This is a genomic window from Streptomyces sp. NPDC047042 (assembly GCF_040644035.1).
Taxonomy (GTDB): domain Bacteria; phylum Actinomycetota; class Actinomycetes; order Streptomycetales; family Streptomycetaceae; genus Streptomyces.
Window position 1 is genome coordinate 85,113 of sequence record NZ_JBEYVP010000038.1, and the last position, 26,074, is coordinate 111,186.

The following is a 26,074-nucleotide window of genomic DNA, read 5'->3' on the forward strand; positions in this document are numbered from 1 at the left end:
GCCCCTATGGAGTCCGGCGACAGCCTCACATAAGCTCTTCACAAGGCTCCCGCATCATCCTTACGCTTGGGCCCCGGTCGCGACAACCGGGATCCGACGTATCCGAGGACGCTGCGAGAGACGCAGATCACACTGCTGTGAAGGTAACCATCGAAGGGCTTCGAAGGTCTAAGTTGGCGATGTCAGACCAGCGTCTTGGGGGGCGCAGGCTGACGTCTGAGGATGTCTTGGGGGACGTCCTCGGAAATGCGTTGCCGGGACACGTACACCGGGAAGCTTGAGCGGCCCACCCCAGCGTGCGCGTCCCGGCAGACCGCACACAGCATGAGTACGGCGAGTTTTGCTCGTTTTGCTCAACAGCCGTCACTATGACGGTAGGCACAACAACGGTTGCCCCGGCAGCCTGCACACCAGTGATAGCGAATTCAGGCGCTGTCCTCCGAAACGCCCGGCCGGATCCCGTGGGGGGAATCCGCACCGGGACATGGGAAGGCGCCCTGTACGCCGGCCCGTGGGGGGACCGTCGACAGGGCGCCTTCCGCTTTTGCGGGGTCCTGCTGGTGCGTTGTCGGCTGTCGGCCGGTGGGGGCGGATCGCGCAGTTCCCCGCGCCCCTAGAACCACGGCCGGTGGGGGCTGGTCGCGCAGTTCCCCGCGCCCCTAAAAACCCGCCCCGCCTGCGGCCTCGGCTGCGGGGCGGTGGGGGTTGGTCGCGCAGTTCCCCGCGCCCCTAAAAGCAGGGCCGGTGGGGGCTGGTCGCGTTCTGCGGTGGGGCCGCGAGAGCGATGCGGCCCCGCGCCCCTGAGGGGCGCGGGGAACTGCGCGACCAGCCACAACGGACCCGCAGCCCAACTACCGCACCCCTCGCGGAGCGACTAGCGCTGTTCGACCGGGACGAAGTCCCGTTCCACCACTCCCGTGTAGATCTGGCGCGGGCGCCCGATGCGGGAGCCGGGCTCCTTGATCATCTCGTGCCACTGGGCGATCCAGCCCGGGAGGCGGCCGAGGGCGAACAGGACCGTGAACATCTCCGTCGGGAAGCCCATCGCGCGGTAGATGAGGCCCGTGTAGAAGTCGACGTTCGGGTAGAGGTTGCGCGAGACGAAGTAGTCGTCGGAGAGCGCGTGCTCCTCCAGCTTCAGCGCGATGTCCAGCAGCTCGTCGGACTTGCCGAGGGCCGAGAGGACGTCGTGCGCGGCGGCCTTGATGATCTTCGCGCGCGGGTCGAAGGACTTGTACACCCGGTGGCCGAAGCCCATCAGGCGGACGCCGTCCTCCTTGTTCTTCACCTTGCGGATGAAGGAGTCGACGTCGCCGCCGTTGGCCTGGATGCCCGTGAGCATCTCCAGCACGGACTGGTTGGCGCCGCCGTGCAGCGGGCCCCAGAGCGCGGAGATGCCCGCCGAGATCGACGCGAACATGTTGGCCTGGGAGGAGCCGACCAGGCGGACCGTCGACGTCGAACAGTTCTGCTCGTGGTCGGCGTGCAGGATCAGCAGCTTGTCGAGGGCGGAGACGACGACCGGGTCGAGGTCGTACTCCTGCGCCGGCACCGAGAACGTCATGCGCAGGAAGTTCTCGACGTAACCGAGGTCGTTGCGCGGGTAGACGAAGGGGTGACCGATCGACTTCTTGTACGCGTACGCGGCGATGGTCGGAAGCTTGGCGAGCAGCCGGATCGTCGAGAGGTTGCGCTGCTTCTCGTCGAACGGGTTGTGGCTGTCCTGGTAGAACGTCGACAGCGCGGAGACGACCGACGACAGCATGGCCATCGGGTGCGCGTCGCGCGGGAAGCCGCGGTAGAAGTTCTTGACGTCCTCGTGCAGCAGGGTGTGCTGCGTGATCTCGTTCTTGAACACGGAGAGCTCGTCGACGGTCGGAAGCTCACCGTTGATCAGCAGGAACGCCACCTCGAGGAAGGTGGACCGCTCGGCGAGCTGCTCGATGGGGTACCCGCGGTACCGGAGGATGCCCTCCTCACCGTCGAGGTAGGTGATCGCGGATTTATAGGCGGCGGTGTTGCCGTAGCCGCTGTCCAGCGTCACCAGACCGGTCTGAGCGCGGAGCTTCCCGATGTCGAAGCCCTTGTCGCCGACGGTGCTGTCGATCACCGGGTAGGTGTACTCGCCGTCGCCGAACCGCAGTACTACAGCGTTGTTGGTGTGCTCGCTCACGTCATCCCTCACCGACGTTGTGCCTCTTCTTCGAGGTGCCCTGACTGTCTCTACCATCCCCCATTTGGCGCAGGAGAGTGCACTCGGGGTCGACCATTGGGCCTATTGGCGGCACTCAGTGCCGCCAACTAACTCATCCTGCCCCCCTTCGACCTGGTTCCGGAAGTGCTCTGTGACCTTTGTGACTCATTTGATCGATCATTTTTGGCGATCGTCGCGACTTCGGCCCGTAACGGCTATGACTTCGGTGAGGACTTCAGCCTGAAGTCCAGTGCGGTGCAGCGCCGTCCGGCCGACACCGTGCGGACCGCCTGGCCTATCGCCTTGCGGGAACCGACCAGCACCACCAGCTTCTTCGCGCGCGTGACGGCCGTATACAAAAGGTTGCGCTGGAGCATCATCCACGCGCCCGTGGTGACCGGGATGACCACCGCCGGGTACTCGCTGCCCTGGGAGCGGTGGATGGTCACGGCGTACGCGTGGGCGAGTTCGTCCAGCTCATCGAAGTCGTACGGCACCTCCTCGTCCTCGTCCGTCAGTACGGTGAGGCGCTGTTCGACCTCGTCGAGGGCGGTGACGACGCCGACGGTGCCGTTGAAGACGCCGTTCTCGCCCTTGTCGTAGTTGTTGCGGATCTGGGTGACTTTGTCGCCGATCCGGAAGACCCGGCCGCCGAACCGCTTCTCGGGGAGGCCGGGGCGTCCCGGGGTGATCGCCTGCTGGAGCAGCCCGTTGAGGTTGCCGGCGCCCGCCGGGCCCCGGTGCATCGGGGCGAGCACCTGGACGTCCCGTCGGGGGTCGAGGCCGAACTTGGCCGGAATTCGTCGTGCAGCCACATCGACGGTGAGCCGGCCGGCCTCCTCCGTGTCGTCCTCGACGAAGAGGAAGAAGTCCTTCATGCCGTCGGTGAGCGGATGCTGCCCGGAGTTGATCCGGTGCGCGTTCGTCACGACGCCCGACTGCTGGGCCTGCCGGAAGACCTTGGTGAGCCGGACCGCGGGGACCGGGCTGCCCTCGGCGAGCAGGTCCCGCAGGACCTCCCCCGCGCCGACACTGGGGAGTTGGTCCACGTCCCCGACGAACAGCAGATGTGCCCCCGGGGCCACCGCCTTCACCAGCTTGTTGGCGAGCAGCAGGTCCAGCATCGAGGCCTCGTCGACCACCACCAGGTCGGCGTCGAGCGGGCGGTCCCTGTCGTAGGCCGCGTCGCCGCCGGGTTTCAGTTCGAGGAGGCGGTGGACGGTGGACGCCTCGGCGCCGGTGAGTTCGGCGAGGCGTTTGGCGGCGCGGCCCGTCGGGGCGGCGAGGACGACCTTGGCCTTCTTGGCGCGGGCCAGCTCCACGATCGAGCGGACCGTGAAGGACTTGCCGCAGCCCGGTCCGCCGGTGAGGACGGCGACCTTCTGCGTCAGCGCGAGCCGGACGGCCGCCTCCTGCTCGGGGGCGAGCTCGGCCCCCGTACGGCCCCGGAGCCAGGCCAGCGCCTTGTCCCAGGCCACGTCGTGGAAGACGGGCATCCGGTCCTCACCGGTGCGCAGAAGGCGCAACAGCTGGGCGGAGAGGGAGAGTTCGGCGCGGTGGAAAGGGACCAGGTAGACGGCCGTGACGGGCTCCGAGTCCCCGTCCGGGCCGGGGACCTTCTCCCGTACGACTCCGGGGTCCTCGCCCTCCTCCTCCGGGGGCGCCGCGAGTTCGGCGAGGCACTCGATGACAAGGCCCGTGTCGACCTGGAGGAGTTTGACCGCGTCCGCGATCAGCCGTTCCTCGGGGAGGTAGCAGTTGCCCTGGTCGGTGGCCTGCGAAAGGGCGTACTGGAGGCCCGCCTTGACGCGCTCGGGGCTGTCGTGCGGGATGCCGACGGACTGGGCGATCTTGTCGGCGGTGAGGAAGCCGATGCCCCAGACGTCGGACGCGAGGCGGTAGGGCTGGTTCTTGACGACGGAGATCGAGGCGTCGCCGTACTTCTTGTAGATGCGCACGGCGATGGAGGTGGAGACCTCGACGGTCTGGAGGAAGAGCATGACCTCCTTGATCGCCTTCTGCTCCTCCCAGGCGTCGGCGATCTTCCCGGTGCGCTTGGGGCCGAGACCGGGCACCTCGATGAGCCGCTTGGGCTCCTCCTCGATGATCCGGAGGGTGTCCAGGCCGAAGTGTTGGGTGATCCGGTCGGCGAAGACCGGTCCGATGCCCTTGACCAGGCCGGAGCCGAGGTAGCGGCGGATGCCCTGGACGGTGGCGGGCAGGACGGTCGTGTAGTTCTCGACGGTGAACTGCTTGCCGTACTGCTGGTGGGAGCCCCAGCGGCCCTCCATGCGCAGCGACTCGCCGACCTGGGCGCCGAGCAGCGCGCCCACGACGGTGAGGAGGTCGCCGCCGCCGCGGCCGGTGTCGACCCGGGCGACCGTGTACCCGTTGTCCTCGTTGGCGTACGTGATCCGCTCCAGGACGCCTTCGAGGACGGCCAGTTGCCGTTCCCCCCGCCCCGCCTGCTTCGGACCGCCCGCCTGATTCGACATGATCCGACGCTACCGCCCGGCACCGACAGTCGGCCGGGGCCTGTGGACAAACCACCCGGGTCTCCATGGCCGAGCCGGGAGCACCCCGCGTCACGATCCGGTATCGAGAATCGGCCAGGGGCTTGATTTATTTGTTTGTAATCGATTCCATCGGTCTCCAGACAGCCGTGTAATCGATTCCACGCGGCTGCGGAACCACAAGGAGGTGGTCCGGCGATGGCGAGCATCAAGGACGTCGCCGCCGAGGCGGGCGTGTCCGTCGCCACGGTGTCGCGGGTCCTGAACGACCATCCGTCGGTCAGCGAGGACGCACGCACGCGCGTGCTGGCCGCCGTCGAGACGCTGGGCTACCGCCCGAACACCCTCGCCCGTTCCCTGCGCACCGATCAGACCCGCACCCTCGGCCTGGTCATCAGTGATGTGCTGAACCCCTACTTCGCGACCCTGGCCCGCTCGGTCGAGGAGGAGGCGCGCGCCCTCGGCTACAGCGTGATCATCGGCAACGCCGACGAACGCCCCGACCTCCAGGACCACCACGTACGGACGCTGCTCGACCGCCGTATCGACGGCCTCCTCGTCTCCCCCACCGACGGCGGCTCCCCGTTGATGCTCGACACCGCGCGCGGGGGCACCCCGATGGTCTTCGTGGACCGCTGGATCCCGGGCGTGGACGTGCCGGTCGTACGGGCGGACGGGCGCTCGGCGGTCCGGGATCTCGTCTCCCACCTGTACGGGCTCGGTCACCGGCGGCTCGCGATCATCGCGGGCCCGGCGGCCACCACCACCGGCAGCGAGCGCGTCGAGGCCTTCCGGGAGGCCCTGGCCGAGTACGGGCTGCCGCTGCCCGACGCCTACATCGGGCAGGGCGACTTCCAGGCCGAGAGCGGGCGCCGGGTGACGGACGCCTTCCTCGACCTGGCCGAGCCGCCCGAGGTCGTCTTCGCCGCCGACAACCTGATGGCGCTGGGCGCTTTGGACGCCGTACGCGCGCGTGGGATGCGTGTTCCGCGGGACATCGCGCTCGCGGCCTTCGACGACATCCCCTGGTTCGTGCACACCGATCCGCCGGTCACGGCCATAGCGCAGCCGACCGGCGAGCTGGGGCGGGCCGCCGTCCGGGCGCTGGTCGACCTGATCGAGGGACGGCCCCCGCAGTCCGTGACGCTGGCCGCGCGTCTCGTCGTACGGCGGTCCTGCGGTGAGCCGGCCGCCCCCGCGACTCCCTCTGTACAGCCCGTACAGCCCCCCGTGACGAACAGGAGCCAGTCGTGAGCAACCAGGACGAGTTGCTGCGCATCGAAGGCATACGGAAGTCCTTCCCCGGTGTGGTCGCGCTCGACGGCGTCGACTTCGAGCTGCGCCGGGGCGAGGTGCACGTACTGCTCGGGGAGAACGGCGCGGGCAAGAGCACCCTCATCAAGATGCTCTCCGGCGCCTACCGCCCCGACGCCGGCCGAGTCCTCGTCGACGGCGAGGAGACCCGTATCCACGGGGCGCAGGATTCCGAGCGGCTCGGGATCGCCACCATCTACCAGGAGTTCAACCTGGTACCCGATCTGACGGTCGCCGAGAACATCTTCCTGGGGCGGCAGCCGCGTCGCTACGGGGTGATCGACCGCAAGCGGATGGAGGCCGAGGCCGCCGTCCTCCTGGAGCGCGTCGGTGTGAACGTGTCTCCACGCGCGCGTGTGCGTGAACTCGGTATCGCGCGGCTCCAGATGGTCGAGATCGCGAAGGCGCTGAGCCTGAACGCACGGGTCCTGATCATGGACGAGCCGACCGCCGTGCTCACCTCCGAGGAGGTCGAAAAGCTGTTCGCGATCGTGCGCAGGCTGCGCGAGGACGGCGTCGGGATCGTGTTCATCACCCATCACCTGGAGGAGATCGCCGCCCTGGGCGACCGGGTGACGGTGATCCGGGACGGCAGGAGCGTCGGACAGGTGCCCGCCGACACGCCCGCCGACGAGCTCGTACGGCTGATGGTCGGACGGTCGATCGAACAGCAGTACCCGAGGGAGGCCCCCGAGACGGGCGCCGCTCTGCTCAAGGTCGAGGGGCTCACCCGGGACGGTGTCTTCCACGACGTGGGCTTCGAGGTGCGGGCCGGTGAGGTCGTCGGCATCGCGGGGCTGGTGGGGGCCGGGCGTACGGAGGTCGCGCGCGCCGTGTTCGGCGCCGATCCCTACGACCAGGGGTCCGTGTCCGTGGCGGGCGCCGCCGTGCGCGGAAGCGATGTCGGGGCCGCCATGGCCGCCGGGATCGGGCTCGTGCCCGAGGACCGCAAGGGGCAGGGGCTGGTGCTCGACGCCTCCGTGGAGGAGAACCTCGGCCTGGTCACCCTGCGGGCCGCGACCAGGGGCGGCCTGGTCGACCTCAAGGGGCAGCGGGCCGCCGCCGCGAAGGTCGCCGAGCAGCTGGGCGTACGGATGGCCGGGCTCGGCCAGCATGTGCGCACCCTCTCCGGGGGCAACCAGCAGAAGGTCGTCATCGGCAAGTGGCTGCTCGCGAACACCAGGGTGCTGATCCTCGACGAGCCGACGCGCGGGATCGACGTCGGCGCGAAGGTCGAGATCTACCAGCTGATCAACGAACTGACGGCCGCCGGCGCCGCCGTGCTGATGATCTCCAGCGATCTGCCCGAGGTGCTCGGCATGAGCGACCGGGTGCTAGTGATGGCCCAGGGCCGGATCGCCGGTGAACTCACGGCCGCCGAGGCCACCCAGGACTCCGTGATGGCACTCGCCGTCAGCGCACCCACCTCCGTTGGAACTACTGGAACTACTGCTGTGGAGGGCTCTCGTGGCCACTGACACGCTCAAGAGCACGACGGGCGCGAGTGGCGCCACGAGCGGCCTGCGCCGCGTCCTGCTCGACAACGGGGCGCTCACCGCGCTCATCGTCCTCGTCATCGCGATGTCGGCGCTGTCCGGCGACTTCCTGACGACCGACAACCTGCTCAACGTGGGCGTCCAGGCGGCCGTGACGGCCGTTCTCGCCTTCGGCGTCACCTTCGTGATCGTCTCGGCGGGCATCGACCTGTCGGTCGGATCGGTCGCCGCCCTGTCGGCCACCGTCCTTGCCTGGGCGGCGACTTCGGAGGGCGTACCGGTCGCGATAGCGGTCGTCCTGGCCGTCCTCACCGGCATCGCGTGCGGCCTGGTCAACGGCTTCCTGATCTCGTACGGGAAGCTGCCGCCGTTCATCGCGACGCTCGCCATGCTGTCGGTGGGGCGCGGTCTGTCCCTGGTGATCTCGCAGGGTTCGCCGATCGCGTTCCCCGACTCGGTCTCGCACCTCGGTGACACGCTGGGCGGCTGGCTGCCGGTGCCCGTGCTGGTGATGGTGGCCATGGGGCTGATCACCGCGTTCGTGCTCGGCCGTACGTACCTGGGCCGCTCCATGTACGCGATCGGCGGCAACGAGGAGGCGGCCCGGCTCTCCGGGTTGCGGGTGAAGCGGCAGAAGCTCGCGATCTACGCGCTGTCCGGGCTGTTCGCCGCGGCGGCCGGCATCGTCCTCGCGTCGCGCCTGTCCTCGGCGCAGCCGCAGGCCGCGCAGGGGTACGAGCTGGACGCCATCGCGGCGGTGGTCATCGGTGGCGCCTCGCTGGCGGGCGGTACCGGTAAGGCGTCCGGGACTCTGATCGGCGCGCTGATCCTGGCCGTGCTCAGGAACGGCCTCAACCTGCTCTCCGTGTCCGCGTTCTGGCAGCAGGTCGTCATCGGTGTGGTGATCGCGCTGGCGGTGCTGCTCGACACGGTGCGCAGGAAGAGCGGGGCGACGGCGGCGCCCGCCGGGGCGGCCGGGGGCGGCGACCGGCGCAAGCAGGCCCTGACGTACGTCCTCGCAGCGGTGGTCGCGACGGCCGTCGTGGGTGCGACCTCGCTGCTGCACAGCGGCTCGTCGTCCGCGACGAGTCAGAAGGTGGGCCTGTCGCTGTCTACGCTCAACAACCCCTTCTTTGTGCAGATCCGGGCCGGTGCGCAGGCCGAGGCCAAGAAGCTGGGCGTGGACCTGACCGTCACGGACGCCCAGAACGATGCCTCCCAGCAGGCCAACCAGCTGCAGAACTTCACCAGTTCGGGCCTCGGGGCGATCATCGTCAACCCGGTGGACTCGGACGCCACGGGTCCGGCCGCACGGGCCGTGAACAAGTCCGGTATCCCGCTCGTCGCGGTCGACCGGTCGGTCAACAACGCCGACACCGCCACGCTCGTCGCCTCCGACAACACGGCCGGCGGCAAGCTGGCCGCGAAGGCGCTCGCCGAGAAGCTGGGCGGCGAGGGCGAGATCATCGTCCTCCAGGGCCAGGCGGGCACTTCCGCCAGCCGTGAGCGCGGGGCCGGCTTCACCGAGGGGCTGAAGGCCTACCCGGGCATCAAGGTCGTCGCCAAGCAGCCCGCCGACTGGGACCGCACCAAGGGCCTCGACGTCATGACCAACCTCCTCCAGGCCAACCCCGGCATCACCGGTGTCTTCGCCGAGAACGACGAGATGGCGCTCGGCGCGATCAAGGCGCTCGGCAGCAAGGCCGGCAAGTCGGTGCAGGTCATCGGCTTCGACGGCACACCCGACGGGCTGAAGGCGGTCGCGGACGGCTCGCTGTACGCGTCGGTCGCCCAGCAGCCGAAGGAGCTCGGGAGGATCGCGGTGCAGAACGCGCTGCGAGTTGCCGAGAAGAAGGATGTCGAGAAGGCGGTGATGGTGCCGGTGAAGGTGGTCACGAAGGAGAACGTGGCGGCGTTCGGCGGCTGAGCCCGCCGCCCCCGACAGGGGTGGCGGGGAGAGCGGGAACGGCCGGGCGGTGCCTCTTGTCGAGGCCGCCCGGCCTGTCCGCTGCCGGACCGGCCGACCGACCGAACTGGGCGTTTGACCGAACTGGGCGTTTGGCCGACTGACCGACCGTCAGCCGGTACAACTGATGTGTATGGGGAGACTGTTCATGTACGACTACGACCTGCTGGTCGTGGGTTCGGCCAACGCCGACCTGGTCACCGTGGTCGAGCGGCGGCCCGCAGCCGGTGAGACGGTGCTCGGGTCCGACCTGGTCGTCCACCCGGGGGGCAAGGGAGCCAACCAGGCGGTCGCCGCCGCCCGGTTGGGGGCGCGTACGGCCCTCCTCGCCCGGGTCGGCAACGACGACCACGGCCGTCTGCTGCTCGACTCGATGCGGGACGCCGGCGTCGACACGGTGGGTGTCCTGGTCGGCGGGGCGCCCACGGGGGTCGCGCTGATCACGGTGGACCCGTCCGGCGACAACAGCATCGTGGTGTCACCGGGTGCCAACGCACGGCTGGTCCCCGGGGACGTCCGGGCCGCCGGGAGCCTGTTCCAGGCGGCCCGGGTGGTTTCGGCGCAGCTGGAGATTCCGCTCGAGTCGGTCGTGGAGGTCGTACGGAACCTGTCTCCCGAGGGCCGGTTCGTCCTGAACCCGTCGCCGCCGCGCCCCTTGCCGCGTGAAGTGCTGGCGGCCTGCGACCCGTTGATCGTGAACGAGCACGAGGCCCGGGTCATCGCCGGTGCGGACGCCGAGCTGGGCGACTCGCCGGAGGACTGGGCGAAGACGCTGCTGGCGCTGGGGCCGCGCTCGGTCGTCATCACGCTGGGCGCGGAGGGCGCGCTGATCGCCGTACGGGCCGGGGAGCGGGTGCGGGTGCCGTCGGTACCGGTGGACGCCGTGGACACGACGGGGGCGGGCGACGCGTTCACCGCCGCGCTGGCCTGGCGGCTGGGCGCGGGCGAGTCGTTGGCCGAGGCGGCGGCGTACGCGGCCCGGGTGGGCGCCGCTGCGGTGACGCGCGCGGGCGCCCAGGAGTCGTTCCCGACGGCAGAGGAGGTCGACGCGCTGTGAAGCGGGGCGGAATCCTGAACCGTCATCTCGCGGGCGCGCTCGCCGAGTTGGGCCACGGTGACGGGGTGCTGGTGTGCGACGCCGGGATGCCGATCCCGGCCGGGCCGCGCGTCGTCGACCTTGCCTTCCGGGCCGGGGTGCCGTCCTTCGCGGAGGTCCTCGACGGGTTGCTGGCCGAGCTGGTGGTGGAGGGCGCGACGGCGGCGACGGAGGTACGGGAGGCGAATCCGGGGGCGGCGAAGCTGCTGGAGGGGCGCTTTCCCGGCCCCGACCTCACGCTCGTCACGCACGAGCGGCTCAAGAAGCTGTCGGCGGGGGCACGGCTGGTCGTACGGACGGGGGAGGCTCGGCCGTACGCGAATGTGCTGCTGCGGTGCGGGGTCTTTTTCTGAGGTGGTCTTCTTCTCCGGGGCCTGGGCCGGTTCAGCCGGCCGTGCGGGTGAAGGTCACGTGTGTGACTCCGGTGGGTGAGGAGGTGGCCTCGACCTGGTAGTCCTTCTCGAGGTCCTCCAGGCCGTCCCAGAGGCGTACTCCCCGGCCGAGCAGGACCGGGACGACCACGGTGTGCAGGTGGTCGATCAGTCCGGCGGCGAGGAAGTCACGGACCACGGTGGGGCCGCCGCCGATGCGCACATCCTGGCCGCCCGCCGCATCGCGGGCCGTCTCGAGCGCCTGGGCGGGTGACGTGTCCAGGAAGTGGAACGTCGTACCGCCCTCCATCTCGATCGAGGGGCGCGGGTGGTGGGTGAGGATGAAGGTGGGGGTGTGGAAGGGCGGGTTGGGACCCCACCAGCCTTTCCACTCCGGGTCCTTGTGCCAGCCGGGCGGGCCGAACTTGCCGGCGCCCATGATCTCGGCACCGATCCCGGGGGCGAACTGCTGGGCGAAGGCGTCGTCGACGCCACCGGTCCCGCCGGGTGAGCCGGTCATCTCGTGCCAGAACCGGGTGGTGAACATCCACTGGTGCAGCCGCTCACCGGCGTGACCGAACGGCGCGTCGAGGGACTGGCCCTCGCCGGTGCCGAAGCCGTCGAGCGAGATGGTGAAGTTGTGGACGCGGGCGAGTGACATGGGTGGGGCTCCGTAGCTCGGGCTGGGGCTGGGGCTGGGGCTGGGTGAACTTCGCTGATTCTTTCCTATGAGAGGGGGCCCGGATCAGTCTTCGCGGCGTCGACGCGCGAGATGGACGGTGATGTCGGCGGTCATGTCGACCGTGTCCGGCAGTACCCGCGCGATCTGCCGGAACACCTGGTCCCGCTCCGGGGCTGACAGGACGAGATAGGCAGAGACAGTGGAGAGATGACCGACGTAGTCGCGAGCGCTCACCGTCACGCGCCGTTCGATCACGGACTGCTGGACGTCGGTGAACCACTCGGACCGTTGCAGCTCCGTACCCGGCCACTGCATGTCGTGGTCCGGAGGCGTCCCGTCCGGGGACGGTATCTCGTCGCTCTCCAGGAACGGTGCTCGCGCCGCGCGAACGGCGTCCTCCACAGCAGGGTCGGCCAGCCGGAACGGCCCGCCGCACGAGGCGAACACTCCACCCGGCTCCAGCAGTTCGGCCACGCGGGACCACCGGCCCTCCGGGTTCGTCCAGTGCAGCGCCGCTGCCGCGTAGACCAGCCCGTACCGCTCACGCTCACCATTCGGTGGCAGGTCCTCGAACGCGGCTTGCACCGTCCTGACGTCCGTCGGCACGTGCTTGCGCAACTCGGCGAGCATGGAGGCGTCAGGCTCGGTAGCGGTGACCATGACCCCCCGCTGAGCGAACAGACGGGTCGCCTTGCCGGTCCCGGCGCCGATCTCGAGGGCGGTCCGAACCGTACGGCCCGCGTAGGCCGTCACCATGTCGAACAGCTCGCCGGGATACCCCGGCCGGAACCGTTCGTATGCTTCCGCCACTACTCCGAAACTCAGCGCACGAACCGACATGCCCAGCATCCTCACATGGGTGGGGCCGCCGGTGCGTGCGTCTTTTCGGGCGTCCGGACGCCGGCTCGGCAGCGGGCGTACAGCTCCAGCCTGCTTGCGAGGTGCCATTGCTTCGGCGGCCGGCGACACGTGGTTCCCACCGGCAGCCCGAACAGGGCCGCGTGGCCGTCGGCGCGGCACAGATAGCCTCCGCCAATGCAGCGGATTCAGCGAGCCGTCGGCGCGATCGTCGGCTCAGCGGTGGGTGACGCCCTGGGTGGCCCTTTCGAGTTCGGTCCCCATGGAGCGTTCTCCGCGCGGTTTCCGTCGCCTGGCGCTGGTGGCGAGATGTGCGGAGGCGGTGGCTGGGACCCCGGCGAGACCACTGACGACACGCAGATGGCCGTCCCCGTCGCGGAGTCACTGCTGGAGCTGGGCGGGCTGGGCACACGCACTCACGGAGAGCTACCTCACACTCATGGGCTTCGAGGACTCCGCACCGGTGGCCTACGTCGAAGGCTTCCTCACCGGTCATTTGAACTGAACACACCGTCTCCGACTCGTCCGCCCTCACCGGGTGGTTCAAGTCCAGTTACAGCGGCGGCAGTCAGGGCGAGTGCCTTGAGGTCGCCCGTGGCCACGCCGTTGTGCCCGTCCGGGACAGCAAGGCTGTCGCCGGTCCCGCGTTGGTGTTCTCGGTGGGGGGCTGGGCGGCGTTCGTCGGGGCGGTCAAGGACAGTGGCGTCGCCGTCTGAGGTCTCCGTCTACCCGAGTTCACCGCGCCGGAGGGCGGCCCTCATCTCGCTGAGCTTCGCTGTCGTTGCCGGGGTTTGCTCCTGTGCATGTTCAGCGAGTCGGAGGGCATCGTCGATCTCGCTGAGCTTGCTGGACGACAGGACGGCCGCCCTCTCCATCAGGTCGTCCCGGGACACGGTCGTCAGCCACGTGCACGGGGTGAAGCCTGGACGCCGGAACGCGAGCCGCAGCACGCCTTCGAACGGCAGCCCTTCAGCGGCGCCGACCGTCACTTCGATGCCCAGACCGCTGATGTCGAGGCCCGCCGGAGCGACGACCTGCATCACCTGGAACCCGGACGCGTCGTCTCCTGACAGCAGTACGACCAACCTCCGCTCGTCGAACTGGACCCACCAGACCTCGCCACGTCGCACATGCCCTCCGATGCAAACGATCACGGGGTTGCCGCAGTTCACAGCATAGACCGAGGGACGCTCCGCCCCCAGCCGTAAGACAGTTGAGAATGTCCCGCTCATTGTCTCGCTCCGGGCGTACGGGGGCCTTTGTGGATGCCAGGAATCTCTTCGACACCAGAATCACGGCCCGACTCGTTCGGCTTGAATGGGCGGTCGCGCTCGGTTTTTCCGGTGTTGCCGCTCTGACTCATCTTTCCGAGATCCGCTGGTGGCTTTTCGCTTCTCTTTTTCTCGTCATCGATCTCGTCGGGTACATACCGGGGGCCATCGCGTTTCGGCGGAGTCCTGACGGGCGCATCGGGCGCGGTTACTACGTCGCCTACAACCTCATGCACTCGCTGGTCACCTGGGCTGCCTTCGCGGGGTTGTGGAGCTGGCTGGTCGGGCTCGAATGGGCGCTGCTCGCGCTGCCTATTCACCTCATGGGCGACCGGGCCCTCTTCGGGAACTCTCTCAAACCCTTTGGGGTGTCCTTCGAACCCGCCGCCCATCCGGCCTTCGCTGCATTCCAGCGGGGCTACGAGGGGGAGGAGCGCGATGCCGTCCGCGTTTGAGCTGGTGTCCGCCCACGCCGACAATCCCAGTGCCTTTCTCGCCCTCAACAGCGGCAACGAGTTCTTTCTCGACGAACGTCATGACGGCGTCTGCGCCTTTCGGCCGGCGGGGCGGCACCTCCTCCAGCTCGGCGGTCCGTTCGCCTCCGACGGCGACCGTGCCGGGCTGCTGGATGCCTTTCTCGAGCGGGCCGCAGTTACGAAACGGCGCGTCATCGCCGTACAACTGCAGGCTGCTGATGCGCAGTTGTACGCGTCTCGCGGGTTCACCGTGAATCAGATCGGGGCCTCGTACGCCGTCGATCTGGCGCGGTTCACGTTGCGCGGGTCGCCGTTCGTGCGGCTGCGCAACAAGATCTCCCGGGCTCGGCGGGCGGGGGTCGAGGTCGCCGAGGTCGACCCCGCAGGCGCTTCGGGTGCTTCGGGTGCTTCGGGTGGCTCGGGTGAGCTCGATCTCATTGATCGTGAGTGGCTGCGTGGGAAAGGGAAGCACACGAAAGAGCTTCGCTTTCTCGTCGGGGAGCGGGGCGGGCCCGAGCAGAAGCATCAGCGTGTTTTCTGCGGTTCCGTCGACGGGCGCATGGTGGGGTACGTCTGCTACTCCCCCGCCTTCGGCTGTCGTCCGGGGTGGCTGCACGATCTCAGTCGGCGTCGCACCGACGCCCCACCCGGCACGATGGAACTCATCAACTCGACGGCGATCGAGCGGATGACCGGGGAGGGTGACAAATGGCTGCACTTCGGGTTCACGCCCTTCGTCGGGCTCGATCCCGCTCTCGAAGTTCCCGGCGCCAGTGGAACCGTGGCGCGTGTCCTGCGTTTTCTCTCTCAGCACGGTGAGCGGGTCTATCCCGCCGCCGCCCAGCTCGAATACAAGGAGAAATGGGCTCCACATGTCGTGCTGCCCGAGTACATCGCCTTCCAGGGAAAACGAGTCCGGCCGGGCGCGTTGTGGCGGCTCGGGCGGGAAACCAACGCTTTCTGACATCCCGGCAGACATCGGAAAAGCAGACATCGGAAAAGGAGTACACCGCACATGCGTGAAGTAATCGTCCAGGTGGTCGCCGAGGAACGCACGGCCCGTCAGGCGTACGACCTGATCTGCGACTTCCGCCGCTACCCCGAGCTGACCGACAAGGTGAACGAGGTCGTGGTACATCCGCCGGAAGCCGACGGGTCGCTGCGGTCGGACTGGAGTGTCATCTTCCGCAACGGGATGATGCGGTGGAGCGAGCTCGACCGGTTCGTCCCCGAGACGCTGACCGTCGAGTTCGAGCAGATCAAGGGCGACTTCGAGGTGTTCCGCGGCTCCTGGGCGTGCGAGGAGCGGGAGGAGGAGGGAGAGGGATCTGTCACTCTCGTCACCTTTCGGTCCGAATTCGATCTCGGCATCCCTTCCCTCGCGGAGATCCTCGACCCGGTCGCCGAGAGCACGTTGCGGGACAACATCCTGCGCATCCTCGAAGGGCTCATGGGCCGGGTGGTCCCCATGGCCCCGCTGAACCTCACCGCCGCCCGGCATGGCTGAACCGGTGTCGTCCCTCGCCACCCGGCCCGGTGTCGCCCAATGCCTGGACATGTACGCCAAGTTGGCGTCCGGCGTGTGCGTCGTGAGCACCCGGGGTGCCGCCGGGCCGCCGGTGTGCGCCACCGTGTCCTCGGCGGCGGCCGTCTCGGCGGCGCCGGCGCTGATGTCCCTGTGTCTGGCCAACGGCTCCCGTACCCTCGCCGCCCTCCGCGCCCACGGCTCCTTCGCCCTCCACGTTCTCGACGAACGGCACCGCCCCTGGGCCGAGCGCTGCGCCGACCCGCTCGCCTCCGCCACCGAGCGTTTCGGCGAGGAGCAGGCCGCGTACGTCCATGACGTGCCCGTCCGCACCGACGCCCTCGCCTGGTCCGTGTGCGCGGTGACCGACATACGGGCGTACGGCGACCACCATCTGGTCGTCGGCGAGGTGCTCGCCGCCCACACCGGCACCGGGCGCCCACTGCTCTGGTACGACCGGGGCTTCCATGGGCAGGGGGGCCATGCGTTTCGTGGGTGAGCGGCAGTCGCACGGCGACTCGTACGACCTATCCGTGGCTCCGCCGTGGCGCGGCTGGCCTCCCGATGATCGCCAACTCCCCTCCGTACGAGGCCTGGTGAGCGCCGATTTCACCGTCGTCGGCGGTGGACTGGCCGGCCTGTCCACCGCCTACCACCTGCTGCGGTACGCACCCGGCGCCGATGTCGCCGTCGTCGACGCCGGGCATCCGGGGGCGGGAGCCAGCGGCCACGGCACGGGACTCCTGGGGCCCCGGGCAGGTCCGCCCGTCGACCGCGCGATCCGCCGCCACGGCCCGGACGCTGCCCGTCGTATGCACCTGGCCAGCGAGGACGCGGTGGCCAGTGCCCTGGAGCTGTGCCGTGCCCTGGACGTTCCCGTGCGCACCGGCGAGCAGCTGGTCGTGGCCCGCTCACCGGAGGGGCTGGCCCGGCTCTCCGGACAGGCGGCGGCCTGTCGTGCCCTCGGCCTGGACGTACCGTCCCTGTCGGCGGCCGGGGTGCGTGAGCGCGTCGACGTGCCCTGTCAGGCGGGGCTGCTGTACCGGCGGGCGGCCACCCTCGACCCCGCCCAGCTCACCGCCGCCCTCGCGCGGGCCTGCGCGGCGGTCGGTGCCCGGTTGTACGGGCGTTCACCGGTCGTCGGCCGGTCCGGCACCGGTAGCGGTAGCGGTAGCGGTAGCGGCGGTACCCGGCTGCTCTTTCCGCGCGGTGAACTCCGTACCGGCGCCGGGGTGTTCGCCGTCAACGGCGGCGCCGGTGCCCTTGGCCTCCCGGTGGGCACGGTCGCCCCGCTGGAGGTGCACGCCATCGCCACCGAGCCGTTGAAGCCCGCGGCGCGTGAGGTGCTCGGGGAGGGGTCGGGGGCCTCGGTGGTCGATGCGGCTCGGCTGGCACCGTATTTTCGGCTGACGCCCGACGGGCGGTTGGTGGTCGGAGGTGGGCGGGCCTCGCTGCCGGGGGTGGTGGGCACCGCGAGGGCGCGGCGGGACGACAGGGCCCGACTCGCGACCTGGGGGTGGCTCGTCGAGCGCGTACGCGGCCTGCATCCGCTTCTTGCCGACATCCGCGTCACGCATCGGTGGACCGGCCGGATCGGTGTGACCCTCGACGACATGCCCGTGGTGGGGCCGGTCGCCGACGCGCCGGGGATGTGGTTCATCGGGGGGTGCGGTGGTCATGGGCTGGCCCTGTCCATCGCCCACGGGGCCTATGTGGCACGGCAGTTGGCGGGTGGTTGGGAGGGTGGCTGGGAAGGCGCGGGCGGCCCCTCCCTGCCGTGGCATCGGTCGGCCGCTCCCACGCTCCCGCTCGGTGGTGTGGGGCGGGTGGTACTGCGTCGGTATCTCGAGCGGCTCGATCGCGGGGTACGGAAAACGGCGTGAACCGCGAAAGACGACACCTGCCCCAATTCGGCGCGAATCCGTACGAGGGACGTCGGCGCGAGGGATCGTAAAACCTGGTGGAGACCGAGAGGGACGAGCGAGAATCGAGGGGGAGCCCATGCCCGGCACGAACACCCTGACCAGAGGTCCCTACCAGCTGCTGCAGGACAACTTCCGGCGCCCGGCGGGTGCACCGGGTGCCCTGGTCGGGCATCTGATGACCGTGCAGCATCGGGGGCTCACCCAGTGGTCGGCGGAACATCTCGATGTCCGCCGCACCCATCATGTGCTCGACCTCGGCTGCGGCAGCGGCATGGCCGTCGAACTGCTCGCCCGGCGCGCCGAGTTGGGCTTCGTCGCGGGACTCGACCACTCCCCCACCATGGTCCGCCAGGCGGTGCGGCGCAACGCCGACGCCGTCGGCCGGGGGCGGGTCGCCATCCGGCAGGGCGATGTTGGTCAACTGCCTTATGGGGATGGCGTGTTCGACCGTGTCAGTGCCGTCGAGACGTTCTACTTCTGGCCCGATCCGCTGCGCGGACTCGCCGAGGCGTACCGAGTCCTCAAGCCTGGCGGCCAGTTGGCGGTCACCTTGGAGATGAGCCGGGAGGCGGCCACCGTACCGACGCTCACCCAACGGCTGTTCGGGCGGCGCTTCACCGAGCGGTCCGAGCGGGACGGGCTGCGCATCCTGTCAGGTGCCGAACTCGTGGCGATGCTCGATGTCGCCGGGTTCAAGGACACCCGGTTCGTCGCCGAGCCCCGCCGTTCCCTCGGCTGGGTCTGCGCCCTCGGCAGCAAATGAGCACCCCGGTGAGCAGCCGGATGGCTCCCGAGGTGCCGGGGCTGCCCGTGCTCGGCAGCGTGCTCGACTTCCGGCGGGACATCCTCGCCGCGATGCGCGCGGGCTGGCGGGAGGGCGGCGACCTCGTCCGCTACCGGCTCGGGCCCGTCTCCGTGCACGGGGTGTCCAGCCCGGAGCTGGCCGGCGAGGTGCTGACCGACAGCGCCGCCTACGGCAAGCTCGGGCCCGACAACCCGCTGCGCCTGGTGCTCGGCGAGGGCCTGCTGACCGGCGACGACCACGAGAGCTGGCTCACCAACCGGCGCATGATGCAGCCGATCTACGGCAAACAGGCCCTCACCTCCATGTTCCGTACGATGGCCGGCTCGGTCGAGGACCAGCTGACCCACATGGCGGTCACCTACCGCACCGGGGACGCCGTCGACCTGCACACCGAGTTGATGCGGGTGACGCTCGACATCGTCAGCCGGTGCATGTTCAGCACCGACATCACCGAGGGGCTCGGTGAACTCGGGCCGGACGCCGTGGACGTGGCGATCAACTTCGCGTTCGACCGGCTCCAGAACCCGTTCAGCCCGCCCACGCACTGGCCGACCCCGCGCAACCGGCGGTTCCGGGAGGTCATGGACGGCATCGACGCCCTGATCGGCCGTATCATCCGCGAACGCCGGGCCGAGGCGGCAGCGGCGGCGACGGCAGGGGCAGCGGCGGGAGAGCTCGGGCGCGTCCGGCGCGGTGATCTGCTGGACATGCTGCTCGACGCCCGGGACGAGGACACCGGACTGGGCATGGACGACCGCCAGCTGCGCGACGAGGTGATCACTACCTTCGCCGCCGGCCACGAGACGACCGCCGTCACCCTCAGCTGGACCTTCTACCTCCTCTCCCGCCACCGTGACGTCCTGGCTGCGGTGCAGCGCGAGGTCGACGGCGCCCTCGGCGGACGGCTGCCCACCGTCGAGGACCTGGCCGCCATGCCGTACACACTGCGGGTCTTCGAGGAGTCGCTGCGGATGTACCCGTCGGCGCCGATCGTGCCCCGACTGACCCTGAAAGACGTCGAGTTGGGCGGACACCTCGTACCGGAGGGCTCACGTGTCCTGGTCAACCTGCACAACATCCACCGCCATCCGGCCCACTGGCCCGACGCCGAACGCTTCGACCCCGATCGTTTCGACCCCGATCGATTCGCCCCCGACCGGTTGCGCGTCCAGCAGGGAGCCGGGCGGGCGAAACGGCATCGGTTCGCCTATCTGCCCTTCGGCGCGGGGCCGCATCTGTGCATCGGCAAGCACTTCGCCCTCATGGAGGCACATCTCCTGCTCGCCGCGCTGCTGCAACGCTACGAGTTCCGGCATGTCCCGTCCCACCGGGTCGTCGACCACGCCACGATCACCCTGCGCCCCCGCTACGGCATGGTGATGACCCTGCACGACCGCCGCCCACGACACCACTCCTGACAACCCCACACGCCCGACTCCCGTCCACAGCAACGCATTTGGAGCCTCTGATGGTGACGCGCCAGGACGATCCGCACACCCTGCCGCTCAACACGGTCCAGTACGACCCGGCCCGGCCTCAGGGCCACTACGAGAGCTTCTACCAGCGCGGGAACCATCCGACCGAGCCGCGCGCCTTCTGGATCCGCTACACCGTCTTCAGTCCGGCCGGGATGCCGGAGGCGGCCATCGGTGAGCTGTGGGCGGTGTACTTCGACGGGGTGACCGGCCGGCACGTGGTCGCCAAGGAGGAGTATCCGATCGCCGAATGCGACTTCCGGCGCGGGGCGTTCGGCGCGCGGGTCGGCGACCGGGTGCTGGAACCGGGCCGCCTCAAGGGCGAGGCGAACGGCCCCAACGGCGCTGTCGGCTGGGACCTGGCCTACGAGGGCACCGAACCGCCGCTGTTCCTGCTGCCGCAGAAGATGTACGCCGGTGGCTTCCCCAAGGCCAAGAGCCTGGTCGGGATGCCGCTGGCCCGCTTCGACGGCTCGCTCACGGTCGACGGCGAGACGGTCGAGGTGGACGGCTGGACGGGCAGCCAGAACCACAACTGGGGGAGCCAGCACACCGATTACTACGCGTTCGGGCAGGTCGCCGGGTTCGACGACGCCCCGGACAGCTTCCTGGAGATCGTCACCGCCCGCGCGAAGATCGGGCCGGTACGGACACCGATGGCCACCTTCCTCGTCCTGCGCCACGACGATCGCGAGTACCAACTCGTGTCGATGCGGCGGGCGTTGACGGCGAAGGCCCAATTCGGTTACTTCCACTGGGACTTCAGCACGGGCGACGAAACCGTGACCGTCAACGGGCGGTTTCTGGCGGCTCGGGAGCAGTTCGTCGGGCTCAATTACTACAACCCGCCCGGCGGCATCAAGCACTGCCTCAACACCAAGATCACCAGCTGTGAGCTGGAGGTGCGCAACAAGGTGACCGGGAAGGTGGACCGGCTGCGCACCGAACACCGCGCCCTGATGGAGATCCTCACCGACGACCGCTCGCACGGAATCGAGATCCGTGCGTGAGGATCGCGTGAGGATTCCGCGACAACTGTCCGCGCCCGGTGCCATTGCTCCACCGGGCGCGGACGGTCACGCCCGCACGGATGGCCGTGCCTGCGCGTAGTACGGCCGTACCCCCGTGGACGGCCGTACGACGCGGAGGACCGTGCCGTTACGCCGCGTGCTCCACGAACCGTGCCGCGGTCTCCGCGAGCACCTCGCGTCCGTCGCGGGCCCACAGGCCGTCGTTGAACAGCTCGACCTCGATGGGTCCGGTGTAACCGGCGGCCTCGACGTACGCCTTCCACTCGCGCATGTCGATCGAGCCGTCGCCGATCTGACCGCGGCCGTTGAGGACTCCCTCGGGCAACGGCGTTGTCCAGTCGGCGAGTTGGAAGGTGTGGATACGGCCACCGGCGCCGGCGCGGGCGATCTGCGCGGGCGCGTTGTCGTCCCACCAGATGTGGTACGTGTCCACCGTGACGCCGACCTGCTGGGCGGGGAAGCGCTCCGCGAGGTCGAGGGCCTGGGCGAGCGTCGAGACCACGCAGCGGTCGGACGCGTACATGGGGTGCAGCGGCTCGATGGCCAGGCGGACGCCGTGGCTCTCGGCGTACGGGCCCAGTTCGGCGAGCGCGTCGGCGATGCGCTCCCGGGCGCCGTGCAGGTCCTTCGAGCCGGCCGGGAGGCCGCCCGAGACCAGGACCAGGGTGTCCGTGCCGAGCGTGGCCGCCTCGTCGATCGCCCTGCGGTTGTCGGCCAGGGCCTCCGCGCGTTCGGCCGGGTCGATGGCGGTGAAGAAGCCGCCCCGGCACAGGGTGGTGACGGCGAGGCCAGCGTCGCGGAGCAGCTTCGCCGTCGCCTCGACGCCGTACTCCTGCACCGGCGCCCGCCACAGGCCCACCCCGGGGACGCCCAACTCGAGGCAGGCGTCGGCCAGTTCGGGCAGGGAGAGCTGCTTGACGGTCATCTGGTTGATGGAGAAACGGGACAGGTCGCCGCTCACTGGGCCACTCCGTACAGGGACAGCAGGTTCTTCATCCGCTCCTCGGCCAGCTTCGGGTCCGGGAACAGGCCCAGTCCGTCGGCGAGTTGGTAGGCGCGGGCGAAGTGCGGGAGGGAACGGGCCGACTGGAGGCCGCCGACCATGGTGAAGTGCGACTGGTGGCCGGCCAGCCAGGCCAGGAAGACCACGCCCGTCTTGTAGAAGCGGGTCGGCGTCTGGAAGAGGTGGCGGGACAACTCGACCGTGGGGTCGAGGAGTTCACGGAAGCCGGCCGTGTCTCCGGTGTCGAGGACGCGTACCGCCTGTGCCGCCAGCGGGCCCAGCGGGTCGAAGATGCCGAGGAGGGCGTGACTGAACCCCTGCTCGTCGCCCGCGATCAGCTCGGGGTAGTTGAAGTCGTCGCCCGTGTAGCAGCGCACGCCCTGCGGGAGGCGGCGGCGGATGTCGATCTCGCGCTGGGCGTCGAGGAGGGACACCTTGATGCCGTCGACCTTGTCGGGGTGCGCGGCGATGACGTCGAGGAAGGTGTCGGTCGCCGCGTCGAGATCGCTCGAGCCCCAGTAGCCCTCGAGCGCCGGGTCGAACATCGGGCCGAGCCAGTGCAGAATCACCGGCTCGGTGGCCTGGCGCAGCAGATGGCCGTAGAGGTCGAGGTAGTCCTCGGGGCCCGTGGCCGCCGCTGCCAGCGCCCGGGACGCCATCAGGATCGTCCGGGCGCCCGACTCCTCGACGAGGGCGAGCTGCTCCTCGTACGCCTTGCGGATGTCCGCCAACGAGGCGCCGGGGTCGGTCAGTTGGTCGGTGCCGACGCCGCAGGCGATGAGGCCGCCGACCGACTTGGCCTCGGCGGCCGACCTGCGGATGAGTTCCGCGGCGCCCGCCCAGTCCAGGCCCATGCCGCGCTGGGCGGTGTCCATGGCCTCCGCCACGCCGAGGCCATGTGACCAGAGGTGGCGGCGGAAGGCGAGGGTCGCGTCCCAGTCGACGGCGGCCGGCGAGTCCGGGGACACGTCGGCGTACGGGTCGGCGACGACGTGGGCCGCCGAGTAGACCGTACGGGAGGTGAAGGGGGTGCCCGCGGTGACGGCGAGGGGGGTGGCGCGAGGCTCGTAGGCCCGCAACACGCCTGTGGCGTCCGGGAGTTGGATGGTCACAGCGAGATCTCCGGCACGTCGAGGCGGACGCCCTCGGCCGAGGACTTCAGGCCCAGTTCGGCGAGCTGGACACCGCGGGCGCCGGCCAGCAGGTCCCACTGGTAGGGCGCGTCGGCGTAGACGTGCTTGAGGAACAGCTCCCACTGGGCCTTGAAGCCGTTGTCGAACTCGGTGTTGTCCGGGATCTCCTGCCACTGGTCGCGGAAGGAGTAGGTCGCCGGGATGTCCGGGTTCCAGACCGGCTTGGGCGTCGAACTGCGGTGCTGGACACGGCAGTTGCGCAGACCGGCGACCGCCGAGCCCTCCGTGCCGTCGACCTGGAACTCGACCAGCTCGTCACGGTTGACCCGTACCGTCCAGGAGGAGTTGAACTGGGCGATCGCGCCGCCCTCGAGCTCGAAGATGCCGTAGGCGGCGTCGTCGGCCGTGGCGTCGTACGGCTTGCCGTTCTCGTCCCAGCGCTGCGGGATGTGGGTGGCGGTGAGGGCCTGGACGGACTTCACGCGGCCGAACAGCTCGTGGAGCACGTACTCCCAGTGCGGGAACATGTCGACAACGATGCCACCGCCGTCCTCGGCACGGTAGTTCCAGCTCGGGCGCTGGGCCTCCTGCCAGTCGCCCTCGAAGACCCAGTAGCCGAACTCGCCCCGGATGGAGAGGATGCGGCCGAAGAAACCGCCGTCGATGAGACGCTTGAGCTTCAGCAGGCCCGGCAGGAACAGCTTGTCCTGGACGACGCCGTGGCGCACACCGGCCGCGTTCGCGAGACGGGCCAGCTCCAAGGCGCCCTCGAGGCCGGTGGCGGTGGGCTTCTCCGTGTAGATGTGCTTGCCCGCCGCGATCGCCTTCCTGATCGACTCCTCGCGGGCCGAGGTGACCTGCGCGTCGAAGTAGATGTCGACGGTCGGATCGGCGAGGACCGCGTCGACGTCCGTGGAGACGTTCTGCGGGTCCAGGCCGTGCTGCTCGGCGAGCACCTTCAGCGCGTGCTCGCGGCGGCCCACCAGGATCGGTTCCGGCCACAGCACGGTGCCGTCGCCGAGGTCGAGGCCGCCCTGCTCGCGCAGCGCGAGGATCGAGCGGACCAGGTGCTGGCGGTAGCCCATGCGCCCGGTCACGCCGTTCATGGCGATACGCACCGTCTTGCGTGTCACGTCATTCCCTTCGTAGGTGCCACAGGGGGCGGGGTACGCGGTGTCGCGCCGCGTACGCCCGGTTGGAGAGCCGCCCCCGGCAGCCCCACTGGCAAGCGTCACAGCAAGCGCTTTCTATCTAGGAAGAAGCTAGCCTCTGTGCAGCGGTCTGGACAAGAGCACAGAGGCGCCGAATTGTTCGAGGGGGCGAACAACGAGGGGGAAAGGTCATAGGGTCTGCATCGGTATGGACCTGAAGACGCAAAATACGACAACTTACAGCACCTCGATAGACGACAACGTGATGGACGACCATGCGTATGACGGCTATGCGTTGGACGGCCACGCGATGGGCGGCCACGCCATGGACGGCCACGCGATGGACCGCCACGCGATGGACCGCCACGCGATGGGCGGCCACGCGATGGGCGGCCATGCGATGGGCGGCCATGCGATGGGCGACAACGTGATAGACGACCATGCGATGGACGGCCACGCGATGGGGGACCGCGCGAGGGACACCCACGCGATGGACGCCTACACGATGGACGACAACGCGATGGACGCCCACACGATGGACGCCTACGCGGAGGACTACATGCTGCGCGACCGGAGGACGACGAGATGACGGTGACCCTGGCGGACGTGGCAGCCCGCGCGCAGGTCTCGCCCGCGACGGTGTCGCGCGTACTGAACGGGAACTATCCCGTGGCCGCATCGACCCGCGAGCGGGTACTGCGAGCCGTGGACGAACTGGACTACGTGCTCAACGGGCCCGCGAGCGCGCTCGCCGCGGCCACGTCCGACCTCGTCGGGATCCTCGTCAACGACATCGCCGACCCCTTCTTCGGGATCATGGCGAGCGCCATCCAGTCGGAGGTCTCGGGCCCGGGCGGACGCGCGGGCGGCGAACGGCTGGCGGTCGTGTGCAACACGGGGGGCTCGCCGGAGCGCGAGCTGACGTACCTCACCCTGCTGCAGCGGCAGCGGGCGGCGGCGGTCGTACTGACCGGGGGCGCGGTGGAGAACGAGCCGCACCTCGCGGCCGTCTCGGCGAAGCTGCGGCGGCTCGCGGACGCGGGTACGAGGGTGGTGCTGTGCGGGCGTCCGCCGGCGCCGGACACCTCGGCGATCGCCCTGACCTTCGACAACCGCGGGGGCGGACAGGAATTGACCGAACACCTGATCGGGCTTGGGCATCGGCGGCTCGGGTACATCGCGGGCCCGGAGGAACGGACCACGACGCGGCACCGGCTGGAGGGTCACCGGGCGGCGCTGGCGCTCCACGGCATCGAGGAGGATCCCCGGTGGACCGTCCACGGACGGTACGACCGGCGGTCCGGGTACGAGGCCACGCTGGAGCTGTTCCGCCGGGACCCGTCGCTGACGGCCGTCGTCGCCGCGAACGACTCCGTCGCGATCGGGGCGTGCGCGGCGCTGCGGGAGTCGGGGCGGCGGATCCCGGACGATGTGTCCGTTGCCGGGTTCGACGATCTGCCGTTCAGTGTGGATGCGGTGCCTTCGCTGACTACGGTGCGGTTGCCGTTGTCGGAGGCGGGGGCTCGGGCGGGGCGGATCGCTATGGGGCGGGAGGAGCCGCCGCCTGGGGGGATCGCTACGGCTCGGGGGGAGTTGATGGTTCGGGGGTCTTCGGGGGTGCCTCGGGGGTAGGGGGGTGTGGGGGGTGGGGGTGTTTTTTCGCCCCCGCCGCCCCTACCCGTCCCATCCCGTTCCGGGGGGATCCGGCTCGATGCGCGCCCGCCGCCTGGCCCGCGAGTACGCCCGCCACCACCTGGGCAGACCGGCGGGGCGCGCGGTGGCGCAGTAC

At 69.7% G+C, this 26,074-nt stretch carries 23 protein-coding genes and 2 pseudogenes; 17 read left to right on the forward strand and 8 right to left on the reverse strand.

Annotated elements, in window-relative coordinates; translation table 11 throughout:
* Positions 1 to 874: 874 nt before the first annotated feature.
* The gene (locus ABZ855_RS36540) at positions 875 to 2,173 is read right to left on the reverse strand and encodes a citrate synthase (protein WP_360814310.1); all 1,299 of its coding nucleotides are present in this window, start codon (positions 2,171 to 2,173) and stop codon (positions 875 to 877) included.
* Between the two features lie 236 nt (positions 2,174 to 2,409).
* Positions 2,410 to 4,689 carry an ATP-dependent RecD-like DNA helicase gene (locus ABZ855_RS36545; RefSeq protein WP_360814313.1) on the reverse strand — a complete coding sequence of 760 codons (2,280 nt, stop codon included), beginning with the start codon at positions 4,687 to 4,689 and terminating at the stop codon, positions 2,410 to 2,412.
* Between the two features lie 216 nt (positions 4,690 to 4,905).
* On the opposite strand from ABZ855_RS36545, the gene ABZ855_RS36550 reads away from it, so the two are divergent.
* The 5 genes from ABZ855_RS36550 (at position 4,906) to rbsD (ending at position 10,932) form a co-directional block, all read left to right on the forward strand.
* Positions 4,906 to 5,961: a LacI family DNA-binding transcriptional regulator gene (locus tag ABZ855_RS36550; RefSeq protein ID WP_360814315.1), complete on the forward strand. Its 1,056-nt coding sequence runs from the start codon at positions 4,906 to 4,908 to the stop codon at positions 5,959 to 5,961.
* Positions 5,958 to 7,499 carry a sugar ABC transporter ATP-binding protein gene (locus ABZ855_RS36555; protein ID WP_360814317.1) on the forward strand — a complete coding sequence of 514 codons (1,542 nt, stop codon included), beginning with the start codon at positions 5,958 to 5,960 and terminating at the stop codon, positions 7,497 to 7,499. Before ABZ855_RS36550 ends, ABZ855_RS36555 begins: the two co-directional genes overlap by 4 nt.
* Positions 7,489 to 9,444 carry a substrate-binding domain-containing protein gene (locus ABZ855_RS36560; protein WP_360814319.1) on the forward strand — a complete coding sequence of 652 codons (1,956 nt, stop codon included), beginning with the start codon at positions 7,489 to 7,491 and terminating at the stop codon, positions 9,442 to 9,444. Before ABZ855_RS36555 ends, ABZ855_RS36560 begins: the two co-directional genes overlap by 11 nt.
* 187 nt (positions 9,445 to 9,631) lie before the next feature.
* Complete coding sequence (locus ABZ855_RS36565) at positions 9,632 to 10,540, forward strand: ribokinase (protein ID WP_360814364.1); 909 nt, start codon at positions 9,632 to 9,634, stop codon at positions 10,538 to 10,540.
* A complete protein-coding gene (gene rbsD / locus ABZ855_RS36570; protein ID WP_360814321.1) occupies positions 10,537 to 10,932 on the forward strand; it encodes a D-ribose pyranase in 396 nt (131 codons plus the stop codon). The genes ABZ855_RS36565 and rbsD overlap by 4 nt, the downstream gene beginning before the upstream one ends.
* 31 nt (positions 10,933 to 10,963) lie before the next feature.
* On the opposite strand, the gene ABZ855_RS36575 is transcribed toward rbsD, so the two are convergent.
* Together ABZ855_RS36575 and ABZ855_RS36580 are read right to left on the reverse strand one after the other, a co-directional pair.
* Complete coding sequence (locus ABZ855_RS36575; protein WP_360814323.1) at positions 10,964 to 11,611, reverse strand: dihydrofolate reductase family protein; 648 nt, start codon at positions 11,609 to 11,611, stop codon at positions 10,964 to 10,966.
* 84 nt (positions 11,612 to 11,695) lie between these two features.
* Positions 11,696 to 12,442 carry a class I SAM-dependent methyltransferase gene (locus tag ABZ855_RS36580; protein WP_360814325.1) on the reverse strand — a complete coding sequence of 249 codons (747 nt, stop codon included), beginning with the start codon at positions 12,440 to 12,442 and terminating at the stop codon, positions 11,696 to 11,698.
* A gap of 225 nt (positions 12,443 to 12,667) precedes the next feature.
* On the opposite strand from ABZ855_RS36580, the pseudogene ABZ855_RS36585 reads away from it, so the two are divergent.
* Both ABZ855_RS36585 and ABZ855_RS36590 read left to right on the forward strand, forming a co-directional pair.
* A pseudogene (locus ABZ855_RS36585) lies at positions 12,668 to 12,895 on the forward strand (ADP-ribosylglycohydrolase family protein); the annotation flags it as partial.
* An 89-nt stretch (positions 12,896 to 12,984) separates the two neighbouring features.
* Positions 12,985 to 13,206 (forward strand): annotated as a pseudogene (locus tag ABZ855_RS36590) (DUF397 domain-containing protein).
* Positions 13,207 to 13,215: 9 nt separating this feature from the next.
* Here the strand turns inward: ABZ855_RS36590 and ABZ855_RS36595 are convergent.
* Positions 13,216 to 13,620, reverse strand: a complete 405-nt coding sequence (locus ABZ855_RS36595; RefSeq protein WP_360814327.1) for a type II toxin-antitoxin system PemK/MazF family toxin — start codon at positions 13,618 to 13,620, stop codon at positions 13,216 to 13,218.
* A 131-nt stretch (positions 13,621 to 13,751) separates the two neighbouring features.
* Between ABZ855_RS36595 and ABZ855_RS36600 the strand changes: the two genes are divergently transcribed.
* From ABZ855_RS36600 to ABZ855_RS36635, 8 genes are all read left to right on the forward strand, one after another.
* Complete coding sequence (locus ABZ855_RS36600) at positions 13,752 to 14,216, forward strand: hypothetical protein (RefSeq protein WP_360814329.1); 465 nt, start codon at positions 13,752 to 13,754, stop codon at positions 14,214 to 14,216.
* Positions 14,200 to 15,201 (forward strand): DUF2156 domain-containing protein, encoded by a 1,002-nt coding sequence (locus ABZ855_RS36605; protein ID WP_360814331.1) that lies wholly within the window; start codon positions 14,200 to 14,202, stop codon positions 15,199 to 15,201. The genes ABZ855_RS36600 and ABZ855_RS36605 overlap by 17 nt, the downstream gene beginning before the upstream one ends.
* Before the next feature lie 51 nt (positions 15,202 to 15,252).
* The gene (locus tag ABZ855_RS36610; protein WP_360814333.1) at positions 15,253 to 15,744 is read left to right on the forward strand and encodes an SRPBCC family protein; all 492 of its coding nucleotides are present in this window, start codon (positions 15,253 to 15,255) and stop codon (positions 15,742 to 15,744) included.
* Positions 15,737 to 16,261: a flavin reductase family protein gene (locus ABZ855_RS36615; protein ID WP_360814335.1), complete on the forward strand. Its 525-nt coding sequence runs from the start codon at positions 15,737 to 15,739 to the stop codon at positions 16,259 to 16,261. Before ABZ855_RS36610 ends, ABZ855_RS36615 begins: the two co-directional genes overlap by 8 nt.
* Positions 16,245 to 17,645 carry an FAD-binding oxidoreductase gene (locus ABZ855_RS36620; RefSeq protein WP_360814337.1) on the forward strand — a complete coding sequence of 467 codons (1,401 nt, stop codon included), beginning with the start codon at positions 16,245 to 16,247 and terminating at the stop codon, positions 17,643 to 17,645. The genes ABZ855_RS36615 and ABZ855_RS36620 overlap by 17 nt, the downstream gene beginning before the upstream one ends.
* Before the next feature lie 118 nt (positions 17,646 to 17,763).
* Positions 17,764 to 18,450, forward strand: coding sequence for a methyltransferase domain-containing protein (locus tag ABZ855_RS36625; RefSeq protein WP_360814339.1), 687 nt, complete (start codon positions 17,764 to 17,766; stop codon positions 18,448 to 18,450).
* Positions 18,451 to 18,458: 8 nt separating this feature from the next.
* Positions 18,459 to 19,910, forward strand: a complete 1,452-nt coding sequence (locus ABZ855_RS36630) for a cytochrome P450 (RefSeq protein ID WP_360814341.1) — start codon at positions 18,459 to 18,461, stop codon at positions 19,908 to 19,910.
* Positions 19,911 to 19,960: 50 nt separating this feature from the next.
* Entirely contained in the window at positions 19,961 to 20,977 is a 1,017-nt protein-coding gene (locus tag ABZ855_RS36635; RefSeq protein WP_360814343.1) for a hypothetical protein, read from the forward strand.
* Between the two features lie 148 nt (positions 20,978 to 21,125).
* Here the strand turns inward: ABZ855_RS36635 and ABZ855_RS36640 are convergent, their stop codons facing one another.
* From ABZ855_RS36640 to ABZ855_RS36650, 3 genes are read right to left on the reverse strand one after another with little or no spacing between them, the layout of a single operon-like run.
* Entirely contained in the window at positions 21,126 to 21,923 is a 798-nt protein-coding gene (locus ABZ855_RS36640; protein WP_360814366.1) for a sugar phosphate isomerase/epimerase family protein, read from the reverse strand.
* A gap of 32 nt (positions 21,924 to 21,955) precedes the next feature.
* A complete protein-coding gene (locus ABZ855_RS36645; RefSeq protein ID WP_360814345.1) occupies positions 21,956 to 23,113 on the reverse strand; it encodes a dihydrodipicolinate synthase family protein in 1,158 nt (385 codons plus the stop codon).
* The gene (locus tag ABZ855_RS36650) at positions 23,110 to 24,267 is read right to left on the reverse strand and encodes a Gfo/Idh/MocA family oxidoreductase (protein ID WP_360814348.1); all 1,158 of its coding nucleotides are present in this window, start codon (positions 24,265 to 24,267) and stop codon (positions 23,110 to 23,112) included. The genes ABZ855_RS36645 and ABZ855_RS36650 overlap by 4 nt, the downstream gene beginning before the upstream one ends.
* Positions 24,268 to 24,550: 283 nt before the next feature.
* Between ABZ855_RS36650 and ABZ855_RS36655 the strand changes: the two genes are divergently transcribed.
* Both ABZ855_RS36655 and ABZ855_RS36660 read left to right on the forward strand, forming a co-directional pair.
* Positions 24,551 to 24,874, forward strand: coding sequence for a hypothetical protein (locus tag ABZ855_RS36655; protein ID WP_360814350.1), 324 nt, complete (start codon positions 24,551 to 24,553; stop codon positions 24,872 to 24,874).
* Positions 24,871 to 25,917 carry a LacI family DNA-binding transcriptional regulator gene (locus ABZ855_RS36660; protein WP_360814352.1) on the forward strand — a complete coding sequence of 349 codons (1,047 nt, stop codon included), beginning with the start codon at positions 24,871 to 24,873 and terminating at the stop codon, positions 25,915 to 25,917. The genes ABZ855_RS36655 and ABZ855_RS36660 overlap by 4 nt, the downstream gene beginning before the upstream one ends.
* Positions 25,918 to 26,074 lie beyond the last annotated feature (157 nt).